General features: G+C 65.5%; 20 protein-coding genes. 13 read left to right on the top strand and 7 right to left on the bottom strand.

Annotation, left to right across the window (positions count from 1 at the left end; all coding sequences use genetic code 11):
* The first annotated feature begins 9 nt into the window (after nt 1-9).
* Both dapB and BLU88_RS08670 read left to right on the top strand, forming a co-directional pair.
* Nucleotides 10-756: a 4-hydroxy-tetrahydrodipicolinate reductase gene (dapB, locus tag BLU88_RS08665; protein WP_092012512.1), complete on the top strand. Its 747-nt coding sequence runs from the start codon at nt 10-12 to the stop codon at nt 754-756.
* Complete coding sequence (locus tag BLU88_RS08670) at nt 756-1,214, top strand: tetratricopeptide repeat protein (RefSeq protein ID WP_092012515.1); 459 nt, start codon at nt 756-758, stop codon at nt 1,212-1,214. Before dapB ends, BLU88_RS08670 begins: the two co-directional genes overlap by 1 nt.
* On the opposite strand, the gene BLU88_RS08675 is transcribed toward BLU88_RS08670, so the two are convergent.
* Entirely contained in the window at nt 1,177-2,457 is a 1,281-nt protein-coding gene (locus BLU88_RS08675) for a heparan-alpha-glucosaminide N-acetyltransferase domain-containing protein (RefSeq protein ID WP_092012518.1), read from the bottom strand. The two genes, BLU88_RS08670 and BLU88_RS08675, sit on opposite strands and share 38 nt — an antisense overlap.
* Nucleotides 2,458-2,654: 197 nt before the next feature.
* On the opposite strand from BLU88_RS08675, the gene BLU88_RS08680 reads away from it, so the two are divergent.
* Complete coding sequence (locus BLU88_RS08680; protein ID WP_092012521.1) at nt 2,655-4,655, top strand: oxidoreductase; 2,001 nt, start codon at nt 2,655-2,657, stop codon at nt 4,653-4,655.
* Complete coding sequence (locus BLU88_RS18305; RefSeq protein ID WP_092012524.1) at nt 4,652-5,344, top strand: TetR/AcrR family transcriptional regulator; 693 nt, start codon at nt 4,652-4,654, stop codon at nt 5,342-5,344. The genes BLU88_RS08680 and BLU88_RS18305 overlap by 4 nt, the downstream gene beginning before the upstream one ends.
* Before the next feature lie 11 nt (nt 5,345-5,355).
* Here BLU88_RS18305 and BLU88_RS08690 read toward each other — a convergent pair whose 3' ends face one another.
* Nucleotides 5,356-6,669: an ATP-binding protein gene (locus BLU88_RS08690; protein WP_092012527.1), complete on the bottom strand. Its 1,314-nt coding sequence runs from the start codon at nt 6,667-6,669 to the stop codon at nt 5,356-5,358.
* A gap of 174 nt (nt 6,670-6,843) precedes the next feature.
* On the opposite strand from BLU88_RS08690, the gene dapA reads away from it, so the two are divergent.
* The 3 genes from dapA (at nt 6,844) to BLU88_RS08705 (ending at nt 10,184) form a co-directional block, all read left to right on the top strand.
* A complete protein-coding gene (gene dapA / locus BLU88_RS08695; RefSeq protein WP_092012530.1) occupies nt 6,844-7,767 on the top strand; it encodes a 4-hydroxy-tetrahydrodipicolinate synthase in 924 nt (307 codons plus the stop codon).
* A gap of 34 nt (nt 7,768-7,801) precedes the next feature.
* Nucleotides 7,802-9,448: a ribonuclease J gene (locus BLU88_RS08700; RefSeq protein WP_092012533.1), complete on the top strand. Its 1,647-nt coding sequence runs from the start codon at nt 7,802-7,804 to the stop codon at nt 9,446-9,448.
* A gap of 145 nt (nt 9,449-9,593) precedes the next feature.
* Nucleotides 9,594-10,184 (top strand): DUF899 family protein, encoded by a 591-nt coding sequence (locus tag BLU88_RS08705; RefSeq protein WP_092012536.1) that lies wholly within the window; start codon nt 9,594-9,596, stop codon nt 10,182-10,184.
* Nucleotides 10,185-10,229: 45 nt separating this feature from the next.
* Here BLU88_RS08705 and BLU88_RS08710 read toward each other — a convergent pair whose 3' ends face one another.
* A complete protein-coding gene (locus tag BLU88_RS08710; RefSeq protein ID WP_092012538.1) occupies nt 10,230-12,176 on the bottom strand; it encodes an L-lactate permease in 1,947 nt (648 codons plus the stop codon).
* 337 nt (nt 12,177-12,513) lie between these two features.
* Between BLU88_RS08710 and aceB the strand changes: the two genes are divergently transcribed.
* Nucleotides 12,514-14,118 carry a malate synthase A gene (aceB, locus tag BLU88_RS08715; RefSeq protein ID WP_092012541.1) on the top strand — a complete coding sequence of 535 codons (1,605 nt, stop codon included), beginning with the start codon at nt 12,514-12,516 and terminating at the stop codon, nt 14,116-14,118.
* 190 nt (nt 14,119-14,308) lie between these two features.
* Nucleotides 14,309-15,469, top strand: coding sequence for an FAD-binding oxidoreductase (locus tag BLU88_RS08720; protein ID WP_157689049.1), 1,161 nt, complete (start codon nt 14,309-14,311; stop codon nt 15,467-15,469).
* Between the two features lie 55 nt (nt 15,470-15,524).
* Here the strand turns inward: BLU88_RS08720 and BLU88_RS08725 are convergent, their stop codons facing one another.
* Both BLU88_RS08725 and BLU88_RS08730 read right to left on the bottom strand, forming a co-directional pair.
* Nucleotides 15,525-15,986 carry a universal stress protein gene (locus BLU88_RS08725; RefSeq protein ID WP_092012546.1) on the bottom strand — a complete coding sequence of 154 codons (462 nt, stop codon included), beginning with the start codon at nt 15,984-15,986 and terminating at the stop codon, nt 15,525-15,527.
* 13 nt (nt 15,987-15,999) lie between these two features.
* The gene (locus BLU88_RS08730) at nt 16,000-17,502 is read right to left on the bottom strand and encodes a CitMHS family transporter (protein ID WP_092012549.1); all 1,503 of its coding nucleotides are present in this window, start codon (nt 17,500-17,502) and stop codon (nt 16,000-16,002) included.
* A 143-nt stretch (nt 17,503-17,645) separates the two neighbouring features.
* On the opposite strand from BLU88_RS08730, the gene BLU88_RS08735 reads away from it, so the two are divergent.
* Entirely contained in the window at nt 17,646-19,463 is a 1,818-nt protein-coding gene (locus tag BLU88_RS08735; protein ID WP_092017341.1) for a sensor histidine kinase, read from the top strand.
* Nucleotides 19,463-20,119: a response regulator gene (locus BLU88_RS08740; protein ID WP_092012552.1), complete on the top strand. Its 657-nt coding sequence runs from the start codon at nt 19,463-19,465 to the stop codon at nt 20,117-20,119. Before BLU88_RS08735 ends, BLU88_RS08740 begins: the two co-directional genes overlap by 1 nt.
* A 277-nt stretch (nt 20,120-20,396) precedes the next feature.
* On the opposite strand, the gene BLU88_RS08745 is transcribed toward BLU88_RS08740, so the two are convergent.
* Nucleotides 20,397-20,591, bottom strand: a complete 195-nt coding sequence (locus BLU88_RS08745; protein ID WP_092012554.1) for a hypothetical protein — start codon at nt 20,589-20,591, stop codon at nt 20,397-20,399.
* Between the two features lie 190 nt (nt 20,592-20,781).
* On the opposite strand from BLU88_RS08745, the gene BLU88_RS08750 reads away from it, so the two are divergent.
* Entirely contained in the window at nt 20,782-21,123 is a 342-nt protein-coding gene (locus tag BLU88_RS08750; RefSeq protein ID WP_231939693.1) for a hypothetical protein, read from the top strand.
* On the top strand, nt 21,113-21,850 hold the full coding sequence (locus BLU88_RS08755) for a class I SAM-dependent methyltransferase (protein ID WP_092012557.1): 738 nt from the start codon (nt 21,113-21,115) through the stop codon (nt 21,848-21,850). The genes BLU88_RS08750 and BLU88_RS08755 overlap by 11 nt, the downstream gene beginning before the upstream one ends.
* Before the next feature lie 125 nt (nt 21,851-21,975).
* On the opposite strand, the gene BLU88_RS08760 is transcribed toward BLU88_RS08755, so the two are convergent.
* On the bottom strand, nt 21,976-22,776 hold the full coding sequence (locus BLU88_RS08760) for a hypothetical protein (RefSeq protein ID WP_157689051.1): 801 nt from the start codon (nt 22,774-22,776) through the stop codon (nt 21,976-21,978).
* Nucleotides 22,777-22,987 lie beyond the last annotated feature (211 nt).

A 22,987-nucleotide genomic window follows, 5' to 3' on the forward strand; every position in this document is an offset into this window, starting at 1 on the left:
TCACAGCATATGAGCATTCGCGTAGCCGTCATCGGAGCCAAGGGGCGGATGGGATCCCACGCCGTCGATGCGATCAACGACGCCGACGGACTCGAACTCGTCGCCGCGCTCGGCAGCAGCGATTCGCTGGAGACCCTGCTGGAACAGAACATCGACGTGGCCGTCGAACTCACCGTGCCCAAATCCACCGAGGAGAACGTCACCTTCCTCGTCGAGAACGGCGTCGACACCGTCGTCGGCACCACCGGCTGGGACAACGACCGCCTGGCCCGGCTCGAAGGCACACTCAAAGACCACCCGAAGACCGCGGTTCTCATCGCCCCGAACTTCTCGATCGGTGCGGTCCTGGCGATGCGGTTCGCGGAACTCGCCGCCCCCTATTTCGACTCCGCCGAGGTCGTCGAGACCCATCACACCCGCAAACTCGACGCTCCCTCGGGCACCGCGAACCACACGGCCCAGCGCATTGCCGCCGCCCGCGACGCAGCCGGACTCCCGGCTGTCCCTGACTCCACGGAATCCGATCCGCTGGGTGCGCGGGGTGCGGTCATCGACGGCATCCACGTCCATGCCATCCGCCAGCAGGGCATGAACGCCCACGAGGAGATCCACTTCGGCTCCGACGGCGAAGCCCTGACCATCCGCACCGACTCGCACTCCACCTCGGCGTTCATGCCCGGCATCGTCACCGCCGTACGGTCGATCGCCGACTACACGGGGCTCATCCACGGCCTCGAGAACATTCTCGACCTCTGATGTCGAAAGCCAAGATCGGGGCGATCATCGTCTCCGTCGTCCTCGTCTTCTACTTCGTGCTCATGGGGCAGCGGGCGTGGATCCTCGTGCGCGAACCCGCCATGATCCCTACGATCATGGGCATCGCCCTGTTCGTCCTGCCCATCATCGGCGCATGGACTCTCATCGTCGAACTCGTCTTCGGCGCCCGTACGGAGAAGCTCGCGCGCATCCTCGGGGAGGAAGGCGGACTGCCCGTCGACGACCTGCCTAGGACGCCGGGCGGGAAGATCATCCGCGAGGCCGCCGACAGGGAATTCGTGAAGTACCAGGCCGAAGCCGAGGCCGCACCCGAGGATTGGCGGTCCTGGTTCCGACTATCGTGCGCCTACGACGCAAGCGGCGACCGGAAACGGGCGCGCGCCACGATGCGCAAATCGATCAGTCTTTTCCGGGAAGGTCAGAAGCAGGGCGCTTAGGACCCGGCGACGCCACCCTGATGATGCCCGCGATTCCGCCTTCCAGCGGGCCGCGGGTGCTGACGAATGTTTTCCATAGCAGAGGCAGCAGCACGAATGTGAGAGCGTGTATGACGAATTCGAGCGTCTGTTCACCCGTCGTCGCGGACTCCTCCATCGGATTGCCGACGATCTGAGACCTCGTGATCTCCAGCAGCACGACATGGGCCGAATACACGCTCAATGGCATCGATCCCGGTGCCGACAGCGGTGCGAGCACCCATGACTGGCGACCCAAGAGCACTGCCGCGGCCTGGCAGGCGGCGATCGTCATCACCGCGGTTCCGCCCGTGGAGAGCAGATCGAACGGCGTCCCCGAATGCGGTCCCGCGATCGCCAGCCACCACCACGACGTCGCCGGAGTCACCCCGTAGCTGCCGGTGAACAGGGCCGCAGTGAGATCCGTGCCCCACATCTGCGAATCCTCCACCAGCGCGGCATCACCGCCGACGACATGGAGCAGAAGCCACGAGGCACCGCGGCCGAGGACGAAAAGGCCGAGCCCAGTCGTGAACAGTGCGAGCAGGTGGCGGCCGATGTCGAGCTTCGCCACGGCCATGCCGAGCAGAATGTACGACAGCCACTGCAACACCGGGTAATAGCCTGTGAGGAAGAGATCGGTGAGCATCGTCGACGGCGTCGCCAGGTCGAAGAAGCCCATCGGCAGATAGCTCGGTTCGAGGAGCAACGTCGAGCGCACCCACATCGACACGACGGGAGAGAGGGCCATCCAGACTCCGGCGATCGCGAACAGCGCACGGGCCCGCAGCCGGAGGAAGAATAGGGCGAGAGCGAACATGATCCCGTAGTTGACGAGGATGACCGCGAGCAGTCCGGAGATCGATCCCAGGCACAGCCCGATGAGGACGATGGCTGCCGCCCGGATGAGCACGCTCGGCGCCGCATCGCGCAACCGGCCCGACTCCGCCATCCGGGACCGCGTCGAGAGCACCAGCGAACAGCCGGCGAGGACCGCGAACAGTGCCGAGGCCCGTCCGGCGAAGACCGCCGCCCAGGTCGGCATTCCCGTTTCGTCTCCGAGTGCGAAGATGTGCGTGACCATCATCGCCAGCAGCGCGATCCCGCGGGCGAGGTCGAGCCCGATGAGCCGTCCGTCGGGGCTGAGTCGACGGACCGGCCTCGCCGGGGTGGCCGTGGAGTTCGCATCGCGCGTTCGGTGGGAGTCCGCCGGGTGAGAGCTCATGGAACGATTTTCACACGAGTTCGCGCCTACCGGGCCCGCGAGGCCCGGCCGACCAGGGGTCTGTATCGGCTCGAGCCTCTGCGACAGCTCTGAGCCGACCCTTGCCGCCGTTCGTCATACGGTGATATGAATAACTGAGGCAGCCCCATCGAGGGGCGGCCACCCAGCCCCACCCGACGAACTGATCAAGGACGATCATGTCACAGCTGTTCCCGCACCTCTTCGAACCCATCACCATCGGTTCCACGACGATCCGAAACCGCATCGTCTCCTCCGGTCATGACACCGTGCTCGACGAGAACGGACACATCGGCGACGAACTCGTCGCCTACCATGAGGCCCGGGCGAAAGGCGGAGCCGGACTCATCGTCCTCCAGGTCTCCGGCGTCCACGAAACCGCCCGCTACACCAGCCACGTCCTCATGGCCACCGATGACTCCTCCGTCCCCGGTTACCAAAACGTCGCCGAGGCGGTCCACCGCCACGGAGCCACGATCTTCGCCCAGCTCTTCCACCCTGGTCGCGAAGTCATGGACGGCGAGCGTGGAATGGCACCACGGGCCAAGGCTCCGAGCGACGAACCGCAGGAGAGGTTCAAGGTCGTCCCCGAGACACTGACCACCGCTGAGGTCAGAGGCATCATCACCGGCTACGGACACGCCGCGAAACGCATCGCCGACTCCGGAATCGACGGCGTCGAGATCGTCGCCAGCCACGGCTACCTGCCCATCCAGTTCTTCAACCCCGCCGTCAACACTCGCACCGACGACTACGGCGGCAGCCCGGAGAACCGCCGCCGTTTCCTCACCGAGGTGGCCCAGACGGTCCGCGCCGCCGTCGGACCCGACGTCGTGGTGGGCGTGCGGATCTCCGGTGAGGAGAAGACCGAGGACGGCCTCGTCGCCACCGAGATCCTCGACCTCATCGAACACCTCGACTCCCTGACCAGCGACGGCGTCGACTGCCTCGACTACTTCTCGATCACCGCCGGCGATTCCTCCACCCTGCAGGGCGCCGTCCACATTGTGCCCTCGATGCAGATCGACCCCGGCTACGCCGCGAACCTGTCGGAGCAGGTCAAGAAGATCACCGCCAAGACCGTCATGGTCGCCGGCCGCATCAACCAACCCCACGAAGCCGAAGCCGCGATCGCCGAGGGCCGCACCGATATGGCGATCATGACCCGCGCGATGATCTGCGACCCCGAAATCGCGAACAAATCCGAATCCGACAAAGTTGACGAGATCCGCGCCTGCATCGGCTGCAACCAAGCCTGCATCGGCCACTTCCAACAGGGTGTGCCGATCTCGTGCATCCAATATCCCGAATCGGGCCGGGAACTGACTTTTCTTCCCCGACCAACAGTGCGCACCCGCGACCGAGTCCTCGTCATCGGCGGGGGACCGGCCGGACTCAAGGCCGCCGCAGTCGCCGCCGAACAGGGCGATGAGGTCGTCTTGTGCGAGAAGGAGCCCCACCTCGGCGGAGCGGTGCTGCTGGCTCAGGAACTGCCGTATCGGTCCGAATTCGGGGGAGCGGCGACGAATCTTTCCGCCGAGGCGGCCCGCGCCGGCGTCGACATCCGCACCTCCGTGCCGGCCACCCAGGACCTCATCACCGAGGTGGTCCCCGACCACGTCATCATCGCCACGGGAGCCGAACAGCGCATGCCCGCCTTCGAGATCGCCGACGATGCGCTCGTCATCGGGGCTCGCGACTATCTGCGCAAGTCCCCGGACCTGCCGCCGGGCCGCGTGCTCGTCGCCGACTGGAAGGGCGACTGGATCGGACTCGGCATCGCCCTGCGGCTGGCCGAGGCCGGGCGACATGTGAGCTTGGCGACGGCGGCGAATTTCGCCGGTGCCCAGGTCCAGCAGTACACGCGCACCCTGCTCGTGTCCCAAGCGCTGCGGACCGGTCGGATGCGATTCGTCAACGACGTGCGCCTCGTCGGAGTCGATGCCGATACCGGTTACCTGCAGTCCACTCTCTGCGAGGTCGTTCACGAGGTCGACGATGTCGCCGCGACGATCGTCTCCGGTGCTCCGCGATCTGTTCCGGTCGACCTCGACTTCGGGGCCGCCTCGGTGACGGTGATCGGCGACGCCCTGGCACCGCGCACGGTCGAAGAGGCCGTGTACGAAGGGCTGACCGCGGCCACCGCCCTGGCCGAACGACGAACACCGGTCACGGCGTGAGCCCGCGCCCGGCCCAACCGGCTGCCGCAGCCGAGGCGAAGAAGGCGGCGATCATCGCGGCCGCCCTCGGCCAGATCGTCGACCGAGGCCCCACGGCTGTGCGCATGGCCGATGTGGCGAAAGCGGTCGGCATGTCAGTCGGGACGGTGCAGTACTACTTCGGGTCACGCGATGCCCTACTCGCCGCAGCGTTCTCTGCCCACAGTGATGCGGTGCTCAAGGACATCGCGGACATGGCGAACCCTGATGGCAAGAACACGGGCGAAGGGACAGAAGCCAGTTCGCCTCGGTCCCGTCTGCACGCGGCCTTCACCGCCGTCCACGAGGTCGGCAATCACGGCCAGAGGTCGCGGATCTGGATCGAACTCGTCACCGCGGCACGCACCCACGCGAGCCTGCAGGATTGCGTCGACTCCGTCTTCGAAGGGTGGCGCAGCCTGTTCTCACGCATCATCGGTGACGGCATCAGGACCGGAGACTTCACCCTCTACGGGCTCACCGTCACCGAGGTGGTCGATACGTTCATCGCCATCATCGACGGTTTCGACCTCGCCGCCGTTGCCGGACAGGGAACCGAGCCGACGACGATGGCGCGCATCCTCGGCTCGACTGCGCACGGCCTGTTGAGTGGTGGGAGTGCGGGCGCCGCTGCGACGCATCCGGATCCGCACAATCCGGTCCGGTCATAGCCCGGCCCGCCTCACAGCCTCGCGATCGTATCGACGTCTTCGCCGAACTCCCGGGCGGTCTCCTCGGACACCGTCGCCCGTGTTGCCCGCAGCGCCTCGAGGTAGTCATCGGTCGACAGCACATCTGTCCGCGAAGCGATGTCGACGTGCTGCTGTCGCAGCGAAGACGCCAGAGCTTCCTGCGATGCACGCCTGGCCGCATACTCGATATCGGCCGGGGTCAGTCCATCGCTGGCATCGACGAGCACCTCGAGATCGACACCTGCGACCGTGTGCTCGGGAATGTAGCGCGACCAGATCGCCTCCCTGGCGGTGGCATCGGGCAGGCCGATGGGAATGACGTAGTCGAAGCGCCCATGCCGCAGGAACGCCGCGTCGAGGGCGCGGACGAAATTCGTCGCGCAGATGAGTAGCCTGCCTTCCCGATCCCGGAACTGACCGACCTGCTTGAGCAGCTCATTCGTCACACCCTGCGTCGGCGACGGCGGCTCACCTCCGCGCTTCGACGCGATCTCCTCGACCTCATCGATGAACACCACGGCATGCTCGAGCTCGTTGATCTGCTCGAACGTCGTCCGCAGCCCCGCGGCCACACCGCCGGGCTCACCGGACAGCCGCGACGGGAAGACCTCGACGAACGGCCAATCCAACCGCGACGCCACCGCCTTCGCAAACGTCGTCTTCCCCGTCCCCGGAGGACCGAAGAGCATCACCGCCCGAGGCGGGACTACCCCGAAATGATCCGCGAGGTCCGGTTCGGCCAAAGGCACGACGAGGCGGTCCTCGAGCATGTCCTTCTCCTCCTGCATCCCGCTCACCCCATCCCAGAGGTGGCGCGGCAGGATCCGTCCCCCGACCGCTTTGAGCCGGTCGAGCTCACGCCGTTGGACGGGCAGATGCCGTTCGACGTATCTCAACCCGGAACGGGTCTCGAAGCCATTGGCCACCAGACCATCGCAGGCCGACGTCCCCGCGGGAATGAGCATCGACAGCTTCCCCAAGCCCAGCGGCATGAGACGGCGTTCGAGCGCATCGAGCAGCCCCGCCTCGGCGCGGATGCCCTGCTCTGGATCGGCACGCACCGACTCCAGGACATGGAAGAACACGATTACTCCCTGACCGTGTGCGGCGCGGCCGACGGCGGCACCGACGATCTCCTCATCGCGGACGGCCACGACGGCCTGATTGCGCTGGCAGGCGGCCAACACCTCGGAGAGCGGATAGAGCGGGGGAACGGCCTCGGATTCCGGGACGGCGGCTTCGAAGAGACGGATGATTCCGTCGAGGTCATCATCATGGAAATCGCGGATGCGGGTGCGGGTCATCGAAAACTCCCTTGTTTCGGTGGCAGGCAGGGCTCAAGAGTAGACGATCGAGCGGCTGCAGGTGTGATCCGTCTCTCAACATGACCGCACGGGCACCGCAGGCGAGGAGAACGACACCCGCAACGCGGTCGGACCACTGCACTGATGAGAGGACGTGGGCGGTATCCTGGTTCTATGGCGATTCTCGGTGACCAGGCAGCAGCGACTGCCATTGATGCGTTCGGTTCCGTCGGCACTGCAATGGTGACTCCATTCAAGCGCGACGGCAGCATCGACTATGCGTCCGTGGAGAAGGTGGCGAACCACCTCGTCGAGCTCGGCAATGACATGCTCGTCGTCTCCGGCACCACCGGAGAATCTCCGACGACGACCGATGACGAGAAGGTCGAACTCATCCGCGTCGTCCGCGGTGTCATCGGCAAGCGGGCGAGGATCGTCGCCGGCACCGGCAACAACGTCACCGCACACACCATCGAGCTCTCCCGCCGTTCGGCCGATGCCGGAGCCGACGGGATCCTGCTCGTCACCCCGTACTATTCGAAGCCGACCCAGCCGGCGATCGAAGCCCATATGCGCGCGGCCGCCGACTCCACCGACCTGCCGGTCATGCTCTATGACATTCCCGGCCGTGCCGGTGCCCCGATCATCACGGACACCCTGCTGCGGCTCTCGGACCACCCGAACATCCTCGCGGTCAAGGACGCCAAGGGCGACCTCTTCGCTTCCTCGTTCGTCATGAACAACTCCTCGCTCGTGTACTACTCCGGCGAAGACGCCCTCAACCTGCCGCTGCTGTCCCTCGGAGCCCTCGGACTCGTGTCCGTGGCCGGGCACGTCTGCTCGGACCGGTTCGCAGCCATGGTCGCCGCAGTGGCGAACAACGACCTCAACACCGCACGCACCCTTTCCCGCGACACCGCGGACGTAGTGGATGCGCTCATGAACCACATGCCGGGAGTGATCTCGGCGAAGGCCGCTCTGCAGGCCCAAGGAATACTCGACAACCGCGACGTGCGTATGCCGCTGCTCCCAGCTGATGAGGAGCAGATGGCGTTCGTCGCCGCCCAATTGACCAGGAGTGGTTACCTCAGTGAATAATGCATTGACTCAAGAACTGTCCCTCCCGCCGAGGATGGACAAAGAAGCCGTCCGCATCGTAGCGCTCGGCGGACTCGGCGAAGTCGGCCGCAATATGACCGTCTTCGAATACCACGGCAAACTCCTCATCGTCGATTGCGGTGTGCTCTTCCCCGAAGAGGACCAGCCCGGCGTCGACCTCATCCTCCCCGACTTCTCCTACCTGGATGACCGTCTCGATGACATCATCGGCCTCGTCCTCACCCACGGCCACGAAGACCACATCGGTGCCGTTCCCTACCTGCTGCGCCGCAAGGGCGACATCCCGATCCTCGGCTCGCAGCTGACGATCGCGCTCATCGAAGCCAAGCTCAAAGAGCACCGCATCAAGCCCATCACCCGCGTGGTGGCCGAAGACGACGTCGACCAGCTCGGTCCCTTCGACCTCGAGTTCGTTGCCGTCAACCACTCGATCCCCGACGCCCTGGCCGTGTTCATCCGCACCGGCGCCGGAAACATCCTGCACACCGGTGACTTCAAGATGGACCAGCTGCCGCTCGACGGCCGCATCACCGACCTGCGCGCCTTCGCTCGCCTCGGCGAAGAGGGTGTCGACCTGTTCATGACGGACTCGACGAACGCCGAGGTCCCCGGCTTCACCGCGCTGGAGAAGGACATCGGGCCCGTGCTCGAGAACCTCTTCGGCACCGCTGAGCGCCGCATCATCGTCGCCTCGTTCTCCTCCCACGTCCACCGTGTGCAGCAGGTGCTCAACGCCGCCACCGCCCACGGTCGCAAGGTGGCCCTCGTCGGCCGCTCCATGGTGCGCAATATGAAGATCGCCGAAGACCTCGGCTACCTCAACGTGCCTGCCGGAACCCTCATCGACATCAAGAAGGTCGACGACTTCCCCGAGGATCAGATCGTCCTGATGTGCACCGGCTCCCAGGGTGAGCCGATGGCGGCCCTGTCCCGGATGGCCAACCGCAACCACCGCGTCGACGTCGGCGACGGTGACACCGTCATCCTCGCCTCCTCGCTCATCCCCGGCAACGAGAACTCCGTGTTCAAGGTCATCAACGGCCTGATGAAGCTCGGTGCCCGTGTCATCTCGAAGGCCGATGCGAAGATCCATGTGTCCGGTCACGCCTCCGGCGGCGAGCTGCTCTACTGCTACAACATCGTCAAGCCCCGCGGCGTCATGCCCGTCCACGGGGAATGGCGCCACCTGCTGGCCAACGGCCGCCACGCCGAGGCGACCGGAGTCGACCCGAACAACATCGTCTTGGCCGACGACGGCTGGGTCGTCGACCTCAAGGACGGCCGCGCCGAGGTCGTCGGCGCCGTCGACTGCAACTACGTCTTCGTCGACGGTTCGTCGGTCGGTGAGATCACCGAGGCGGACCTCAAGGATCGCCTGGTTCTGTCCGGCGAGGGCTTCGTGACGATCTTCATGGCCGTGAACTCGCAGACGAAGTCGCTCATCGCCGGTCCCGAGATCCACGCCCGCGGTGTGGCCGAGTCCGATGACGTCTTCGACACGATCATCCCGAAGGTGCAGAAGGCCGTCGAAGATGCGCTGCGTGACGGAACGACCGATCAGTACCAGCTCCAGCAGGTGGTGCGCCGCACCATCGGCCGCTGGGTGTCGTCGAAGCTGCGCCGCAAGCCGATGATCGTCCCCATGGTCGTCATCGTCTGAGACTCAGTTGTCGGTCTGCTGCGCCGACGAACTCACGAACGCCCGCTGGTGCCTCAAGGCCCTGCGGGCGTCGTCGTCCCCAGCGCAGTCCGGTGCCTGCGGCCCGAGCCTTGCCCGCGACCCGCCCGATGCGTAGCGTTGGCGCATGGACCCGAATCCCGCAGAAGTGTCGGATGATTCCATTCCCGGCAGCCCGCCCATCGTCGATATGAGCACGTGGACCGAGGCGAGTGCCGCTCTGCTCGCGCGAGAGAAGGCGCTGACCCGCGAATCCGATTCGATTGCCGCCGCTCGCCGGCGCCTGCCGATGGTCGAGGTCGAGCGCTTTGTCGCCTTCATGGGCTATCGCGCACCCTGGTACTCCGTCCGTGGCCTCGCTGCACCGATCGGCGGTGCGATGGGCAATCTCCAGTGCTACCTGCGCCGAGGCGACCGAGTGTTCATCACGTACTCGACGACGGGCCGCGGCATCGAGAGGGTGAGTCCGTTCCTCGGACTCCTTGACATCACACCCTACGGTCGTCGAGAGGGATGGGAGGAGGTTCCCGAGGGGTGGCCCGATCCGATCGATGCCGGAGCTCCGGTGGGTGGCCACGGCGCTCCGATCTCCTCGTGCTGGCGCACCACCGTCGACGGGGTGCCGGACTGGGGGCCGTCGAGCCGGCCGGTTCCACAGTGGACGAGAAAGGGCGCCACCGCGGCGACGACGCTCGGCCGAGAAGGCTCGTGTCACTGAGACAGCCGTGACCACGAGCGACGGGGAGCCTTCGGGCGAGAGCCGTCAGGCCCGGTGCGTGGGCTCCGGTTCGTCATCGTCGATGTCAGAGCTGCCACCGCGAGCTGAACGCCCGTCTGTGCCTTCAGCAATCCCGTCGGCCTTGGCTGCGCTGCCGGCGACTGCCTCAAGGCCCGGCAGCGGTTTGCCTGGCGAGCGGCGGATCATCACCACGACGACGGCGAGGCCGATGACAATCGCAGTGAGGACGACGGTGCCCGCGTTGAAGCCCAGCCCGTTGAGGCCGATGAACGCCAGGGCTCCCGCAGTCAATGAGTAGACGAGCATCGGGATCGAGGTCCGCCGGATGAGCTCGCCCTCCCGACCGATGAGTCCCACCGTCGCCGAGGCGGCCACGACGTTGTGCACGGCCACCATATTTCCAGCGGCGCCGCCGACCGCCTGAGCCGCGACCACGGTCTCAGGGCTGGCAGCACCGATCGCGGTGCCGGTGGAGAACTGGAACTGCGAGAACATGACGTTCGAGACGGTGTTCGATCCGGCGACGAAGGCACCCAGGGCACCGACGAACGGGGCGAACAGCGGCCAGGCGTCACCCACGGAACTGGCGGCCGCCTCGGCGAGGGTGACCGGCATCGATTCCAGGCCAGCGCCGTTGTAGTCGGCACCGGAGTTGATGAACACGCGCACCAGCGGCAGGGAGCACAGCAGGGCGACGGCCGCGCCGGCGATCTGCGAACCGGCGATCTGCCAGGAGCCGGCGATCTGCTTCTTCGTCATCCGGTGGATGAAGTACGTCAGCCCGCAGGCGAGGACGAAGATCGCGCCGGGCGACCACAGCAGATCCATGTTCTGGCTGATCGGAGTGCCGAAGATGTTGTCGATCTTGATCACGGCCGGACCGTTGAGGAACTCCTTGATCGCGGGCACGTTGCGTGTGACGAGGAGAAGCGCGACGACGATGAGGTAGGGCGACCAGGCGCGGGCCAGCGACATCTTCTTGGTCAGCTGCGCCTTCTCCTTGTTCGGATCGACGGTGCCCATCCAGAACGCCGGCCACTTCTCACGCGGAGCGAAGTCCCAGGTCTTCTTCGGCATGAGGAAGCCCATCCGCGAGGTCGTCACGACGATGGCCAGACCGATGAGCCCACCGAGCAGCGACGGGAACTCGGGCCCGAGCACATTGGCCACGATGAGGTAGGGAACGATCATCGCCAGGGCCGCGTAGATCGCGAACGGGGCGATGGCCAGACCGTCGGCGAAGCGCCGGGTGGCACCGAAGAACCCGGTCATCAGGCACGAGAGCAGAAGGGGGATGAGGATGCCGCAGCAGGCGTGGATGAGCGCGACCTGCGTGGCCGTGTGAGCGACGAACTCGGCCTGGTCGAGGCCGAGCTGGCCGGCACGTTCGGCGACATCGGCCGACATCGACCCGTCCTCCTGCGCCAGCCCTGAGCCGATGCCCAGCACCATCGGAGTGCCCACCGCGCCGAAGCTCACCGGGGTCGACTGGATGATGAGACCGGCGAGCACAGCGGCGATCGCAGGGAAGCCGAGGGCGAGCATCAGCGGAGCGACGACGGCGGCCGGAGTGCCGAAGCCGGCGGCACCCTCGATGAAGGAGCCGAAGAGCCAGGCGACGATGATGACCTGCACCCGTCGGTCAGGGGAGATCGCGATGAAGCCGGAGCGGATCGTCTCGATTGCTCCGGACCGTGTGATCGTGGCCAGCAGCAGAAGCGCACCGAAGACGATCCACAGCAGGCCGATCGCGACGAGAAGGCCCTGGACGACCGAGGCGCCGATCGTCACCCACTCGATCTTCCACGCGAAGTTCGCCACCAACGCGGCGGCGATCAGGCCGACCGGCATCGCGTATTTGGCGGGCCAGCGGAAGCCGATGAGAAGGATTCCGGCCAAGAGGATGGGCGAGAGGGCCAAAAGAGCTGCAACAGCGAGGTTGTCCACCGTGAGTCCGATCCGCGGCGTCATTGCCGCATCGTTCCAAGGACCTGACCTGGGGCGACGATTGTCCTCAGCCGACCGGGAACCAGGGGTTGGTCGGTGACGATGGGCCGCCTCGGCGAGTCCATGAGAGATGTTCCCCTTATCCTCCCCAGGCCCACGGGCGGAGTCAACGAACACACCGTCTCGAATGCAGGATATGGTTTGACGAGACGTGCATCACCTCATATTCTTTCGTTGTGTGAACAAACATTTTCACGATGTGAAAATGTCGCAGTCATAACCCCGTTGACCAGCGAACATATCGCATCACCAGATGTTGATAAGGACGCAGCACTGATGTGCTGACTAAGGAGAACCATCGATGACCGCTCATATCGAAAACCTGGACATCCCCGCCGGGATGGAGATCACCGGTGAGCTGCCGGACGGGGCTGAGAAGGTCCTCACGCCCAAGGCGCTTGAGCTCATCGTCGACCTGCACCGGAAGTTCAACGGCGACCGTCTCGAGCGACTCGAAGCTCGCAAGGTCCGCCAGGCCGAAATCGCCGCTGGCAAGGACCTCGACTTCCTGCCCGAGACCGCCGAAGTCCGCAACGACCCGTCCTGGCAGGTCGCACCTCCGGCTCCCGGCCTCGAAGACCGCCGCGTCGAGGTCACCGGCCCAACGTACAAGAAGATGACGATCAACGCGCTCAACTCGGGTGCGAAGGTGTGGCTGGCCGACCAGGAAGACGCGAACACCCCGCAGTGGGACTCGGTCATCCAGGGCCAGATCAACCTGCTCGACTCGCTCAACCGCGAAATCGACTTCACCTCCCCCGAGGGCAAGGAATACAAGCTCGCTCCCGACGAGGATCTGCCGACCATCGTCGTGCGTCCCCGCGGCTGGCATATGCCCGAGAAGCACATCCTCATCGACGGTGAGGAGACCTCCGGTTCGCTCGTCGACTTCGCGCTCTACTTCGCGACCGCCGGCCAGGTCCAGATCGAGAAGGGCCGCGGACCCTACTTCTACCTCGCGAAGATGGAATCCCACCTCGAGGCCCGCCTGTGGAATCAGGTCTTCGAGCACGCCGAGGATGCCTTCGGCCTGGCCCGCGGCACCATCCGGGCCACCGTGCTCATCGAGACCTACACCGCGGCCTTCGAGATGGAAGAGATCCTCTACGAACTGCGCGAGCACTCGGCCGGACTCAATGCCGGCCGCTGGGACTACATCTTCTCCGTGATCAAGAACTTCCGCTCGCGCGGCTCCGACTTCCTGCTGCCGGACCGTTCGGACGTGACGATGACGGTGCCGTTCATGCGGGCCTACACCGAACTGCTCGTGCGCACCTGCCACAAGCGCGGGGCACATGCCATCGGGGGAATGTCCGCATTCGTCCCTTCGAAGGACGAAGCCGCGAACAAGGCCGCCTTCGACAAGGTCCGCGAAGACAAGTCGCGTGAGGCCTCCAACGGCTTCGACGGTTCCTGGGTCGCTCACCCCGGAATGGTGGCTCTGTGCAAGGAGGTCTTCACGGAGACCCTCGGCGACAAGCCCAACCAGATCGACAACAAGCGCGAAGACGTCAGCGTCGCCGCCTCTGATCTCCTCGACGTGAAGTCGACCCCGGGTTCGATGACCGAGGCCGGTCTGCGCACCAACGTGTCCGTCGGCATCCAGTACCTGCGCGCCTGGCTCGAGGGCAACGGCGCGGTCGCCATCAACGGACTCATGGAGGACGCCGCGACCGCCGAGATCTCCCGCTCCCAGGTGTGGCAGTGGCACGATGCCGGAATCACGCTGGACTCCGGTGAGAAGGTGACGAAGGAGCTCGTCGAGCGCATCGTCGCCGAGGAGGTCGCCAAGCTGCCCGGCGACGACGCAGGTTGGAAGGACGCCACCGACACCTTCGTCTCGGTCGCCCTCGACCCCGAATACGTCGACTTCCTCACCCTGCCGGCTTACGCCCGCATGCCGTGATCCGCATGTCGTGATCGACTCCGGCCGCACCGCGTGCCCCGGCCAGGGCATGCAGGTCCATGACCGGTGACAACGCCGAACGCCCCCGAAATCTGTGCCGGAAGCACCGATTTCGGGGGCGTTCTTCGCTAGGCTCGTCGTACACATGAACGCAGCGCAGCGCCCGAGATCGCAGGAACGGAAGATGCGGATGAGCCTGACCACAGACGAACTGCCCCGACTGGCCAGTCCCGGCAGCATCGCCGAACTCTCCGAGCTCATGGCCCGCGCCCATGCCGAGAACCGCACCGTCGCTGTGTTCGGCGGCGGCACCGCCTTCGATGATCATCCGCCAGCGTCCACTCCGGGCCTGCTCATCGATCTGACCTCGATCGCCGAGGTGGCCGTCAGTTCCGGTGCAGGCGACACGATCCGTGCCGGAGCCGGATCCCGGATCACCGCGCTGAACAGGTTCGCCGCTCAGTCCGGGCAGGAGATCCTCGCCGACCTTCCCCTCGACCGAATCGACGCCGGCGCCACCCTCGGCGGAATGATCGCAACTGCGGCCACCGGACCCCGCAGCCTGCGCCGGCCTCGGCTGGCCGAGACCGTGTTGTCCATGACGACCGTCGCCGCCGACGGGACCATCGCCCGCACCGCTCACGGTCTCCACCCGGAGCTGGGCGGCCGCGATCTGCGCAGCCTCATCACCGGATCCTGGGGGACCCGAGCGATCATCGCTGAGGCAGAAATCGGTCTGACCCGGCGACCCGAAGCGCAGAGATTCGTGTGGATCCCCGTCACCGAGACTGCCGCCGATCTCCTTGTCGCACGCCGTGTCCCCGATGCCGTCGTCATCGAACGCCCACCCGGGTCACCGGCGACGACGGTAGTCCTTATTGAAGGGGAGACCGGCGAAGTCGAGGCCGAAGTCGGCCACCTCGTCGCCTGGAACCCTGGCGCGACTCCGTGTGGGGAACCGGGCTGGTGGGGGAGCAGAGCGCGACTGGCCGCGACCATCGGGGTGTCGGTGGCACCGAGCTTCATCCCGACCCTCATCGATGCCGTCGACCGGCTGGAGACGACGATCGGTTATCCGCTGCAGCTGCGCGGAAGCGCAACGGGGTCGTTCGAATTAGGCATCGGCGCTCCGGAATCCGAACCGGGAATGGCCACCCGCGTGGTCCTCGAACATCTGCGCAGCTTCGGCCTGCACCATGTCGCCGCCTGGCTCATCCATGCACCAGCACCGGTCTGGGGCGAGGTTGACGCGTGGGGGCCGCGTCCGGGGCGTCAGGGCCTGCAGGAGCTGAAGGCGCTCGTCGACCCGCGCGGGATTCTGGCACCGGGTCGGGGAACCGCCGGGATCTAGCCCCGCGCGACCGACTTCACGCGACTGGCGCCGCGCATCGACGAAACCTGGACTTCTACTTCACCAACAGCACCGGGCACTCGGCTTCGAGGATAACCTGCTGCGCGCTCGACCCGAGCAGCAGCTTCACCACCGGTGAGCGGCGCTTCGTGCTCATGACGATCACCGCAGCGTCGTGCTCGTCGGCCAGGCCGAGGATCTGCTCAGCCGGGTCGGGGCCGGAGCGGTGGACGGCATACTCGAGTCCCGCCTCGGCGAGGGCGGCACCCAACTTAGTGCACTCGGCCAGGGGAGACGTCGACGGTGCTGTCGTCGTATCCGTGCCGAACACGACCGCCTGCACCGCCGCGTTCTCACGGAGGGCTGCGGTGATCGCCTGCTCGAGCACCTTGTCCGAGGTATCCGGACGCAGCGCCAGGACTACGGTCGCGGCAGCCGAACTGATGTTCGGTGAGGCGGTGACCTGCAGGGACGGGGCGGGGAATCGGCGTTGCGGAGCCGAATAGAGATCAGTCATCGCAGGTCCCCGTTCAGCCGATTCCGATGACGCCGACGGCGACACCCACGGCGAGCATGACGAGGGCGACGATGAGCGCACGCCACAGCACCTTCTTATGGTGATCGCCGAGCTCGACGCCGGACAGTGAGACAAGCAGCAGGATCGCGGGCACCAGCGGCGACTGCATGTGCACGGGCTGGCCGGTGATCGACGCGCGGGCCATATCGGCCGCAGAGACGCCGAAGTGGGAGGCGGTCTCGGCGAGCACGGGCAGGATGCCGAAGTAGAAGGCGTCGTTGCTCATGAAGAACGTCATCGGGATCGACAGCAGACCGGTGATGACGGCCATATAGGGCCCCATCGAGTTCGGGATGACCGCGACCAGCCATTCGGCCATCGCATCGACCATTCCGGTGCCGGACATGATGCCGGTGAGCACGCCCGCGGCCATGACCATGGCCACGACGGAGATGATCGCGGTGGCGTGGGAAGCGAGCTCCTCCTGCTGGTCCTTCATCTTCGGGAAGTTGACCATGAGCGCGATGACGGTGCCGATCATGAACAGGTACGGCAGCGGCAGGATGTCGATGATGAGCAGGACCATGACGGCCACGGTCAGGGCCAGGTTGAACCAGAACAGCTTCGGTCGCAGGGTCGAGCGGTTGGGATCGAGCGCGGTGTTCGACAGGCCCGAACCAGTTCCGGCGGATCCGTCTGTGTCGTTCGCGGAGACGGGGGCCGCCTCGGTGGTGGTGCCATCGATCGCCGAGGCGGCACCGGAGTTCCCCGCCCCGTGACCGCCGGTCGCGGCTGAGCTGCTGGTCGAGGCTGAGCCGGTGGCGGCGCGGGCTCCGGCCACGGCGCCGACGAGGTCCCTGCGGCGGTTCGATCCGCGGTCCTCGACCCAGGCAACGCCGTTCTTGGCCAGGCGACGGCGTTCGGAGATGCCGAGCACATAGGCGAAGACGAAGCACACAAGCAGGCCCGCCACCAGCGACGGAACCATGGGGACGAAGATCTCGTTCGCGTCGATCTGCAGCGCCGAGGAGGCTCGTGCCGTCGGTCCGCCCCACGGGACGATGTTGAGGGTGCCGTTGATGAGACCGGCCACGCAGGTGAGCACCACCGGTGACATCTCGAGGCGCTGGTAGATAGGCAGCATGGCCGCGGTGACGACGATGAACGTCGTCGATCCGTCACCGTCGAGGGACACGGCACCGGTGAGCAGCGCGGTGCCGAGGACGACTCTGACGGGGTCGTTGCCGGCGACCTTGAGGATGAAGTCGACGAGCTTGTCGAAGAGGCCGACGTCGATCATGATGCCGAAGTAGATGATGGCGAAGAGCAGCAGCGCTGCCGTTGACGACATCGAGGCGATCGCGTCCATGACCATGTCCCCAATGCCCAGACCGGCCCCGGCGAAGAGGCCGAAGATCGTGGGCACGAGGATGAGTGCGAGGATCGGCGAGAGTCGTTTGGTCATGATCAGCGTCATGAAGACGAAGATCATGGCAAAACCGAGAATGACAAGCACGAGCTTCTCCTTCGAAGGCGAATGTGAGGCTCGAAACACCGTAGGGTCCAGATCACGTGCCGCGCGCGTTTGTGTGCACTGATGGCGATTAGCTCGTTGAGTGCCTTTTGCGCATTGCGCTCAAGCGCGACTACGCTGAGCGCGTGCCCCGGCCCCATCGTTCGTTCTCCCGACGTGTGCTGATCTCTCAGCTCGCGCTCGTCATTGTGATCCTCACCCTGGTCACCGGCGTATTCGCGTGGATGGGGGCGCGCACCGTCACCGAGGTGACCGAGACGAAGGCGCTGGCTACTGCCCGCACGCTCGCGATCGATCCGGATGTTCGCGCCGCCTCGACTCAGGCCTCGGCCGAACATGCCGACGAACCCGATGAGCAGATCGTCACCTCGATGTTGGCGATCACCGATGATCTGCGCGACCGCTCGGGCATCAGCTTCGCCGTCATCACCGACGACCGCGGCATCCGACTCACCCACCCCGACAGGTCGAAGATCGGGCACAAGGTCTCGACATCTCCGGACGAGGCGCTGGCCGGCCGCGAAAACGTGTCCCACGAATCCGGAACCCTGGGCGAGACGGTGCGGGCAAAGGTCCCGATCTATTCGAGTGAGGACGGCAAGACCGTCGTCGGTGAGGTCTCGGTGGGCATCTTCGCCTCCGTGCTCGATGCTGACGTCCGCCGTGAACTCATCCTGCTCGGCACCGTCGCGGTGCTCGCCCTGGCGCTCGGCGGGGTGGTGTCGCTCATGCTCGGGCGCCGACTGCGGAGGGAGACACTCGGCGTCGGACCCGAAGAGCTCGCCGAAATGGCTCGTGATCAAGGGGCCGTGCTCCACGGCCTCGACGACGGAGTGCTCGGGTTCGACACGAATGGGACGCTCACACTGAGCAACTCGAACGCGAAGGAGCTGCTCGGAACCGCCTCGGCGAAGGACGGCGACCGTGCGGACGGCGCGAACGAGGCGAACGGCGGAGCCGCCTCGGCGAGGGGAACTGATGACGATCTGGTCGACGTGCCCGACGAAGTCACCGCACTCATGGCCGAAGCCCCAGCAGACGGCGCCCTGCGACGGCGGATCACGATCAACGACCGGATTCTGCTGGCCACCGCCGTGCGGGTGCAGCGCGACGGGGTCTCCGTCGGAGGCGTCGTGACCCTGCGCGACGAGACGCAGATGCTCACGATGGCGCGCCAACTCGAGTCCGTCACCGCCATGGCCCGAGCCCTGCGCACTCAGCGACACGAGTTCGCCAACCGGCTGCACACCGTGCTCGGACTCGTAGACACAGGTGCGACCGATGAGGCCCACACCTACCTGTCGTCGATCCTCGGCACCGGGCCGATCACGACCCCGGTGGAGGACATCGACCTCGTCTCCGACCCGTACCTGCGCGCCGTCCTGGAGGCGAAGGGGACGACCGCCGCCGAGGCGGGTGTGAGTCTGGCCGTCACCCCTGATTCCCTGGCCGTCGGTGCGGTCCGCGACCCGGAGGCGGTCACGCTCATCCTCGGCAACCTCATCGACAACGCCGTACGTGCGGCGGTCGCAGGCCGCCGGTATGCCGAGGACGGCGGCCGGGTCGAAGTGCAGCTGCTGAGCTCCGGAGGGGAACTCCACGCGGTCGTCACCGACACCGGCGACGGTATCGACGACGAGGTGGTGGGACAGATCTTCGACGAGGGATTCTCGACCTCGACCGCCGCCTCGGCGCCGGACTTCGGGATCGGGCTGACCACGGGAACCGGCACCGGGGACGGCCACGGTCTCGGCATCGGCCTCGCGCTCAGCCGCCGGGTCGCGGAGAAGGGCGGGGGAGCCGTGTGGCTCATCGACGGCCACGATCCGGACCTCGGCGGGGCGAGCTTCGGCATGCGCCTGCCCGATGCCCTGGACGACCCTGACGGCGAGGGTGCTGCCTTCGCCGCCGACAATGACTTCCCAACTGATGAGGAGAGATGATGGTCAACGTTCTCGTGCTCGATGACGACTTCTTCGTCGGGCAGATCCACGCCCGCTACGTCGACGAGGTGCCCGGCTTCACGGCGCTCGAACCCGTCCGTGACCTGAGGACGGCTCGCAATGTCATCGCCGAGAATGATGTCGACCTGCTTCTCGTCGACTACGTCCTGCCCGAGGGCACCGGGGCCGAACTCATCCGCGAGACCGATATAGATGCGATCGTGCTCTCGGCGGTCACGGATCCGCAGGTGGTCCGCTCGTCGCTGCGGGCGGGAGCGATGACGTACATCGTCAAGCCCTTCGCCGCCGAGGTGCTGCAGAGCTTCCTGCGCCGCTACGCGAGGTTCCTCCGCTACTGGGAGCGGGAGAAGGTGGGGCAGGCGGATCTCGAGCGGCAGCTGCGCAACCTCCACGATGCCGCGGCCGTCGGCGGGACTGGTGCGAGCCCGGCAGGCTCGTCGACGACGACCCGGATCCTGGCCGCGCTCGAGGAAGCGAGCGGTCCGATGACGGCACTCGAGGTCGCCGAGGCGGTCGGTGCCTCCCGTGCGACCGCGCAGAGGCACCTGGCGAAGCTCGCCGAAGCCCGCACGATTACGGTGTCCCTGCAGTACGGCAACACCGGCCGTCCCGAGCATCTCTACGCCACGAAGTAGATTGCTCAAACCGTGGCGACCGCCCATCTTGACCTCCCGCTGGCGTGAATCCGCCTGCCACGCTGCTTTGAACACGTTCATTGTGGCGATAAGTCTGAACTCTCCGGAGAATTCAGACTTATCGCCACACTCAACTTTCAGTCGCGCTCGATCGGCAAGTTAAGTGGGCGCGGATTGCCGATTGTGAGGGGAAAGTGTGCAATCAGAGCACACTTATCTTGCTCATCGACGGTTCGCATCGCGTTCCCATGGGGAACTACGCCGTCTTGTGAACCTTCTACCGCTGCGCTTCGGCTGCTCCGTCGCCGCTGTCGAGCAGATCGAGTTCTCGGGGAAGCTCGCGCATCCGCACCAGCCGGGAGGCGAACACCGGCATCGAACCGAGCAGCGCGCAGACCGCCAGGATCCACATCGTCATCGCCACACCCAACCAGTCACCGAGGATGCCCGCGACGAACGCGCCGAGTGGCATCGGCCCCCCACACACACTAGGAAGCGGATCGAGGCGTTCATCCGGCCCAGCAGCGGTTTTGGGCACAGGCGTTGGCGGAAGCTCACCTGCGCAATGTTGTAGACAACCACTGCCCAGGCCACGACGAACCAGCTGATCAGCAGGGTCGGCAGAGCGGGCAGGAGCGAGGCGAGCGGAACACCGAGTGCGGATGCTCGCCGACACCGGATTCCTTATCGCCCAGGAGGCGCGGCGAGGCAGGCGCGGGTCCAGGGAGATTCCGTACCTTGCCATGGGCAAGAGCTGGTTCCTCAACACCGGGGACATGACGACCGAGATGCTCGAGGCCTTCACCGCCGAGTTCACAGCCGCACCCTATGAGGAGCGGACGATGGGGCGGATGGCTGCGATGCTCACCGAGGATGAAGTCGAGGAATTCCGATCCCGCATCGATGAGCTGTTCGAAGAGTTCCGCGGTCGCCGCAGAAGGCCCGGCGCCACTCAGTGGGGTCTGTTCATCGCCATGCATCCGAGTGATCCGCATGACCTCTGAAGCGGACAACCATGTCGACGCCCGCTGTGCGGCTGTCTATGACGTCTTCGAAGGGCCCGAGAGGGATGACCTTGACGCCTACGCGGCGATGGTCGAGGAATTCGGGGCCGCCTCGGTGGTGGATGTCGGATGCGGAACGGGAACGTTCGCAACGATGCTCGCCTGTCGTGGGAGGAACGTCGTGGCCGTTGACCCATCGGCGCTTGCCCTGGATGTGGCTCGCGCAAAACCTCACGCCGATGAGGTGACATGGGTTCACGGGGTCGCCGCGGATCTGCCGCCGTTGCAGGCCGATATGGCATTCATGACGGCCGATGTGGCGCAGGCGATTCTCGGTGACGAAGCGTGGATGGAAACTCTGACGGCGATCCGCCGGAGCCTGCGAGCGGGAGGGCTCCTCGTCTTCGAATCACGTGACCCTCAACGGCGGGCATGGCTGGAGTGGACAAAGGCGAACACCTATTCCTCGGCCGAGGTCGACGACGAGGGGACAGCCGAATCGTGGGTGGAGTTCGGAAGCGCTTCTGGCGCGTTCGTTGATTTCACCGGGGTGTTGGTCTTCGAGCGAGACGGTTATCGAGTCGAGCAGCAGAACCGGCTGCAGTTTCGTGACCGGGGTCAGCTGACGAGGTCACTGGAAAGCGTCGGGTTCGTCGTCGAGGGGATTCGTGACGCCCCGGACCGACCGGGCCGCGAGTTCGTCTTCATCGCTCGGGTACCCCTATAGGCGGGGCGCCGACCTGGACCAGCTGCGCTGATTCTGCCGCGAACGGCAAGTCAATTGTTTTCGGATTGCCAAAATGGCGAGCAAACTGAGCACTCTGGACACAACTATCTCGCTCAACACCGGGCTCAGCCCTGGTTCTCCGCCATATCCGCCTTCTTGAGTGCCGTCGGGAGGAGATCTTCAGTCAGGTAGTCGCTGACACCGTTCATCGCTTCTTTGTCGATGGCGAGGCTGGTCTCTGAGTCGAATGCCATTTGATGGACTGTCAGCAATTCTCCTGCCCAAGAAACGTAGCACTCTGACGCTGCCATCTTCCCTTGGTCCAAAAACGTTCCGTTGTAGGCCGCGATGCAGAAGCCTTCGCCTTTGTTGCCTTTGGGTTCGAAGACCTCGACCGACTCTGTCGCCTCCGCGCTGATCGATTCTTGACAGTCGCCCACGGTGTTTCGGAGATCATGGAGCAGCTCCGCCGATCCCCTTTCGGGTCTGGTCAGCGATGTCAGGACGTATGTACCGGTGCTGTCATCGGACTGATCAAATGATCGCGAAGCGGATACGCCGTCCAGATCGGATGAGTAGGCGGACATGACACCGATGACGCACTCGGATTGTGTGGACTGCTCGTCGGGAGAGCTGTCCTCAGAGTCGAACGGATTGGCCGCTTGCTCGTCCTTTTCCCCGAATTCGACGTCGTCCTCAAACGTGAAACCGCCGGGCAAGTCCTCCAGCGAGAGGATTCTGTCGCTGTATTCGTCGCCGCTCAGAACTGCGCGCTCGTCTGCTTCTTGAGATTCAATAGATGCTGGATCGGGGGAAGCCTCCTGCTGTTTCTGGCTTTGCCCTGCCTGATCTCCGGATCCGTCAGAGCAGGCGGGCAGCGTGAATGCGCAGGCCACAGCTATGATTCCGATCGCGAAGCGTTTCAACAACTTTCCCTTTCGTGTGCGGCGGTCCACTGGGAGCATACAATATCTGTTGTTTTTCGATCGTTTTAGGCCAGCTAGCGGCGAACTTACGCATCCTACTTTTTTGGGAGCTAGGCGCGGATAGTCGATCCCCACATGCGCAGAGATTCAGCCGTCACGCAGTACGGATCCCGGCAGAGCGCCGTCGCTGAGATGCAGGTGAAGTGTCGAG

Source organism: Brevibacterium siliguriense (genome assembly GCF_900105315.1).
Classification (GTDB): domain Bacteria; phylum Actinomycetota; class Actinomycetes; order Actinomycetales; family Brevibacteriaceae; genus Brevibacterium; species Brevibacterium siliguriense.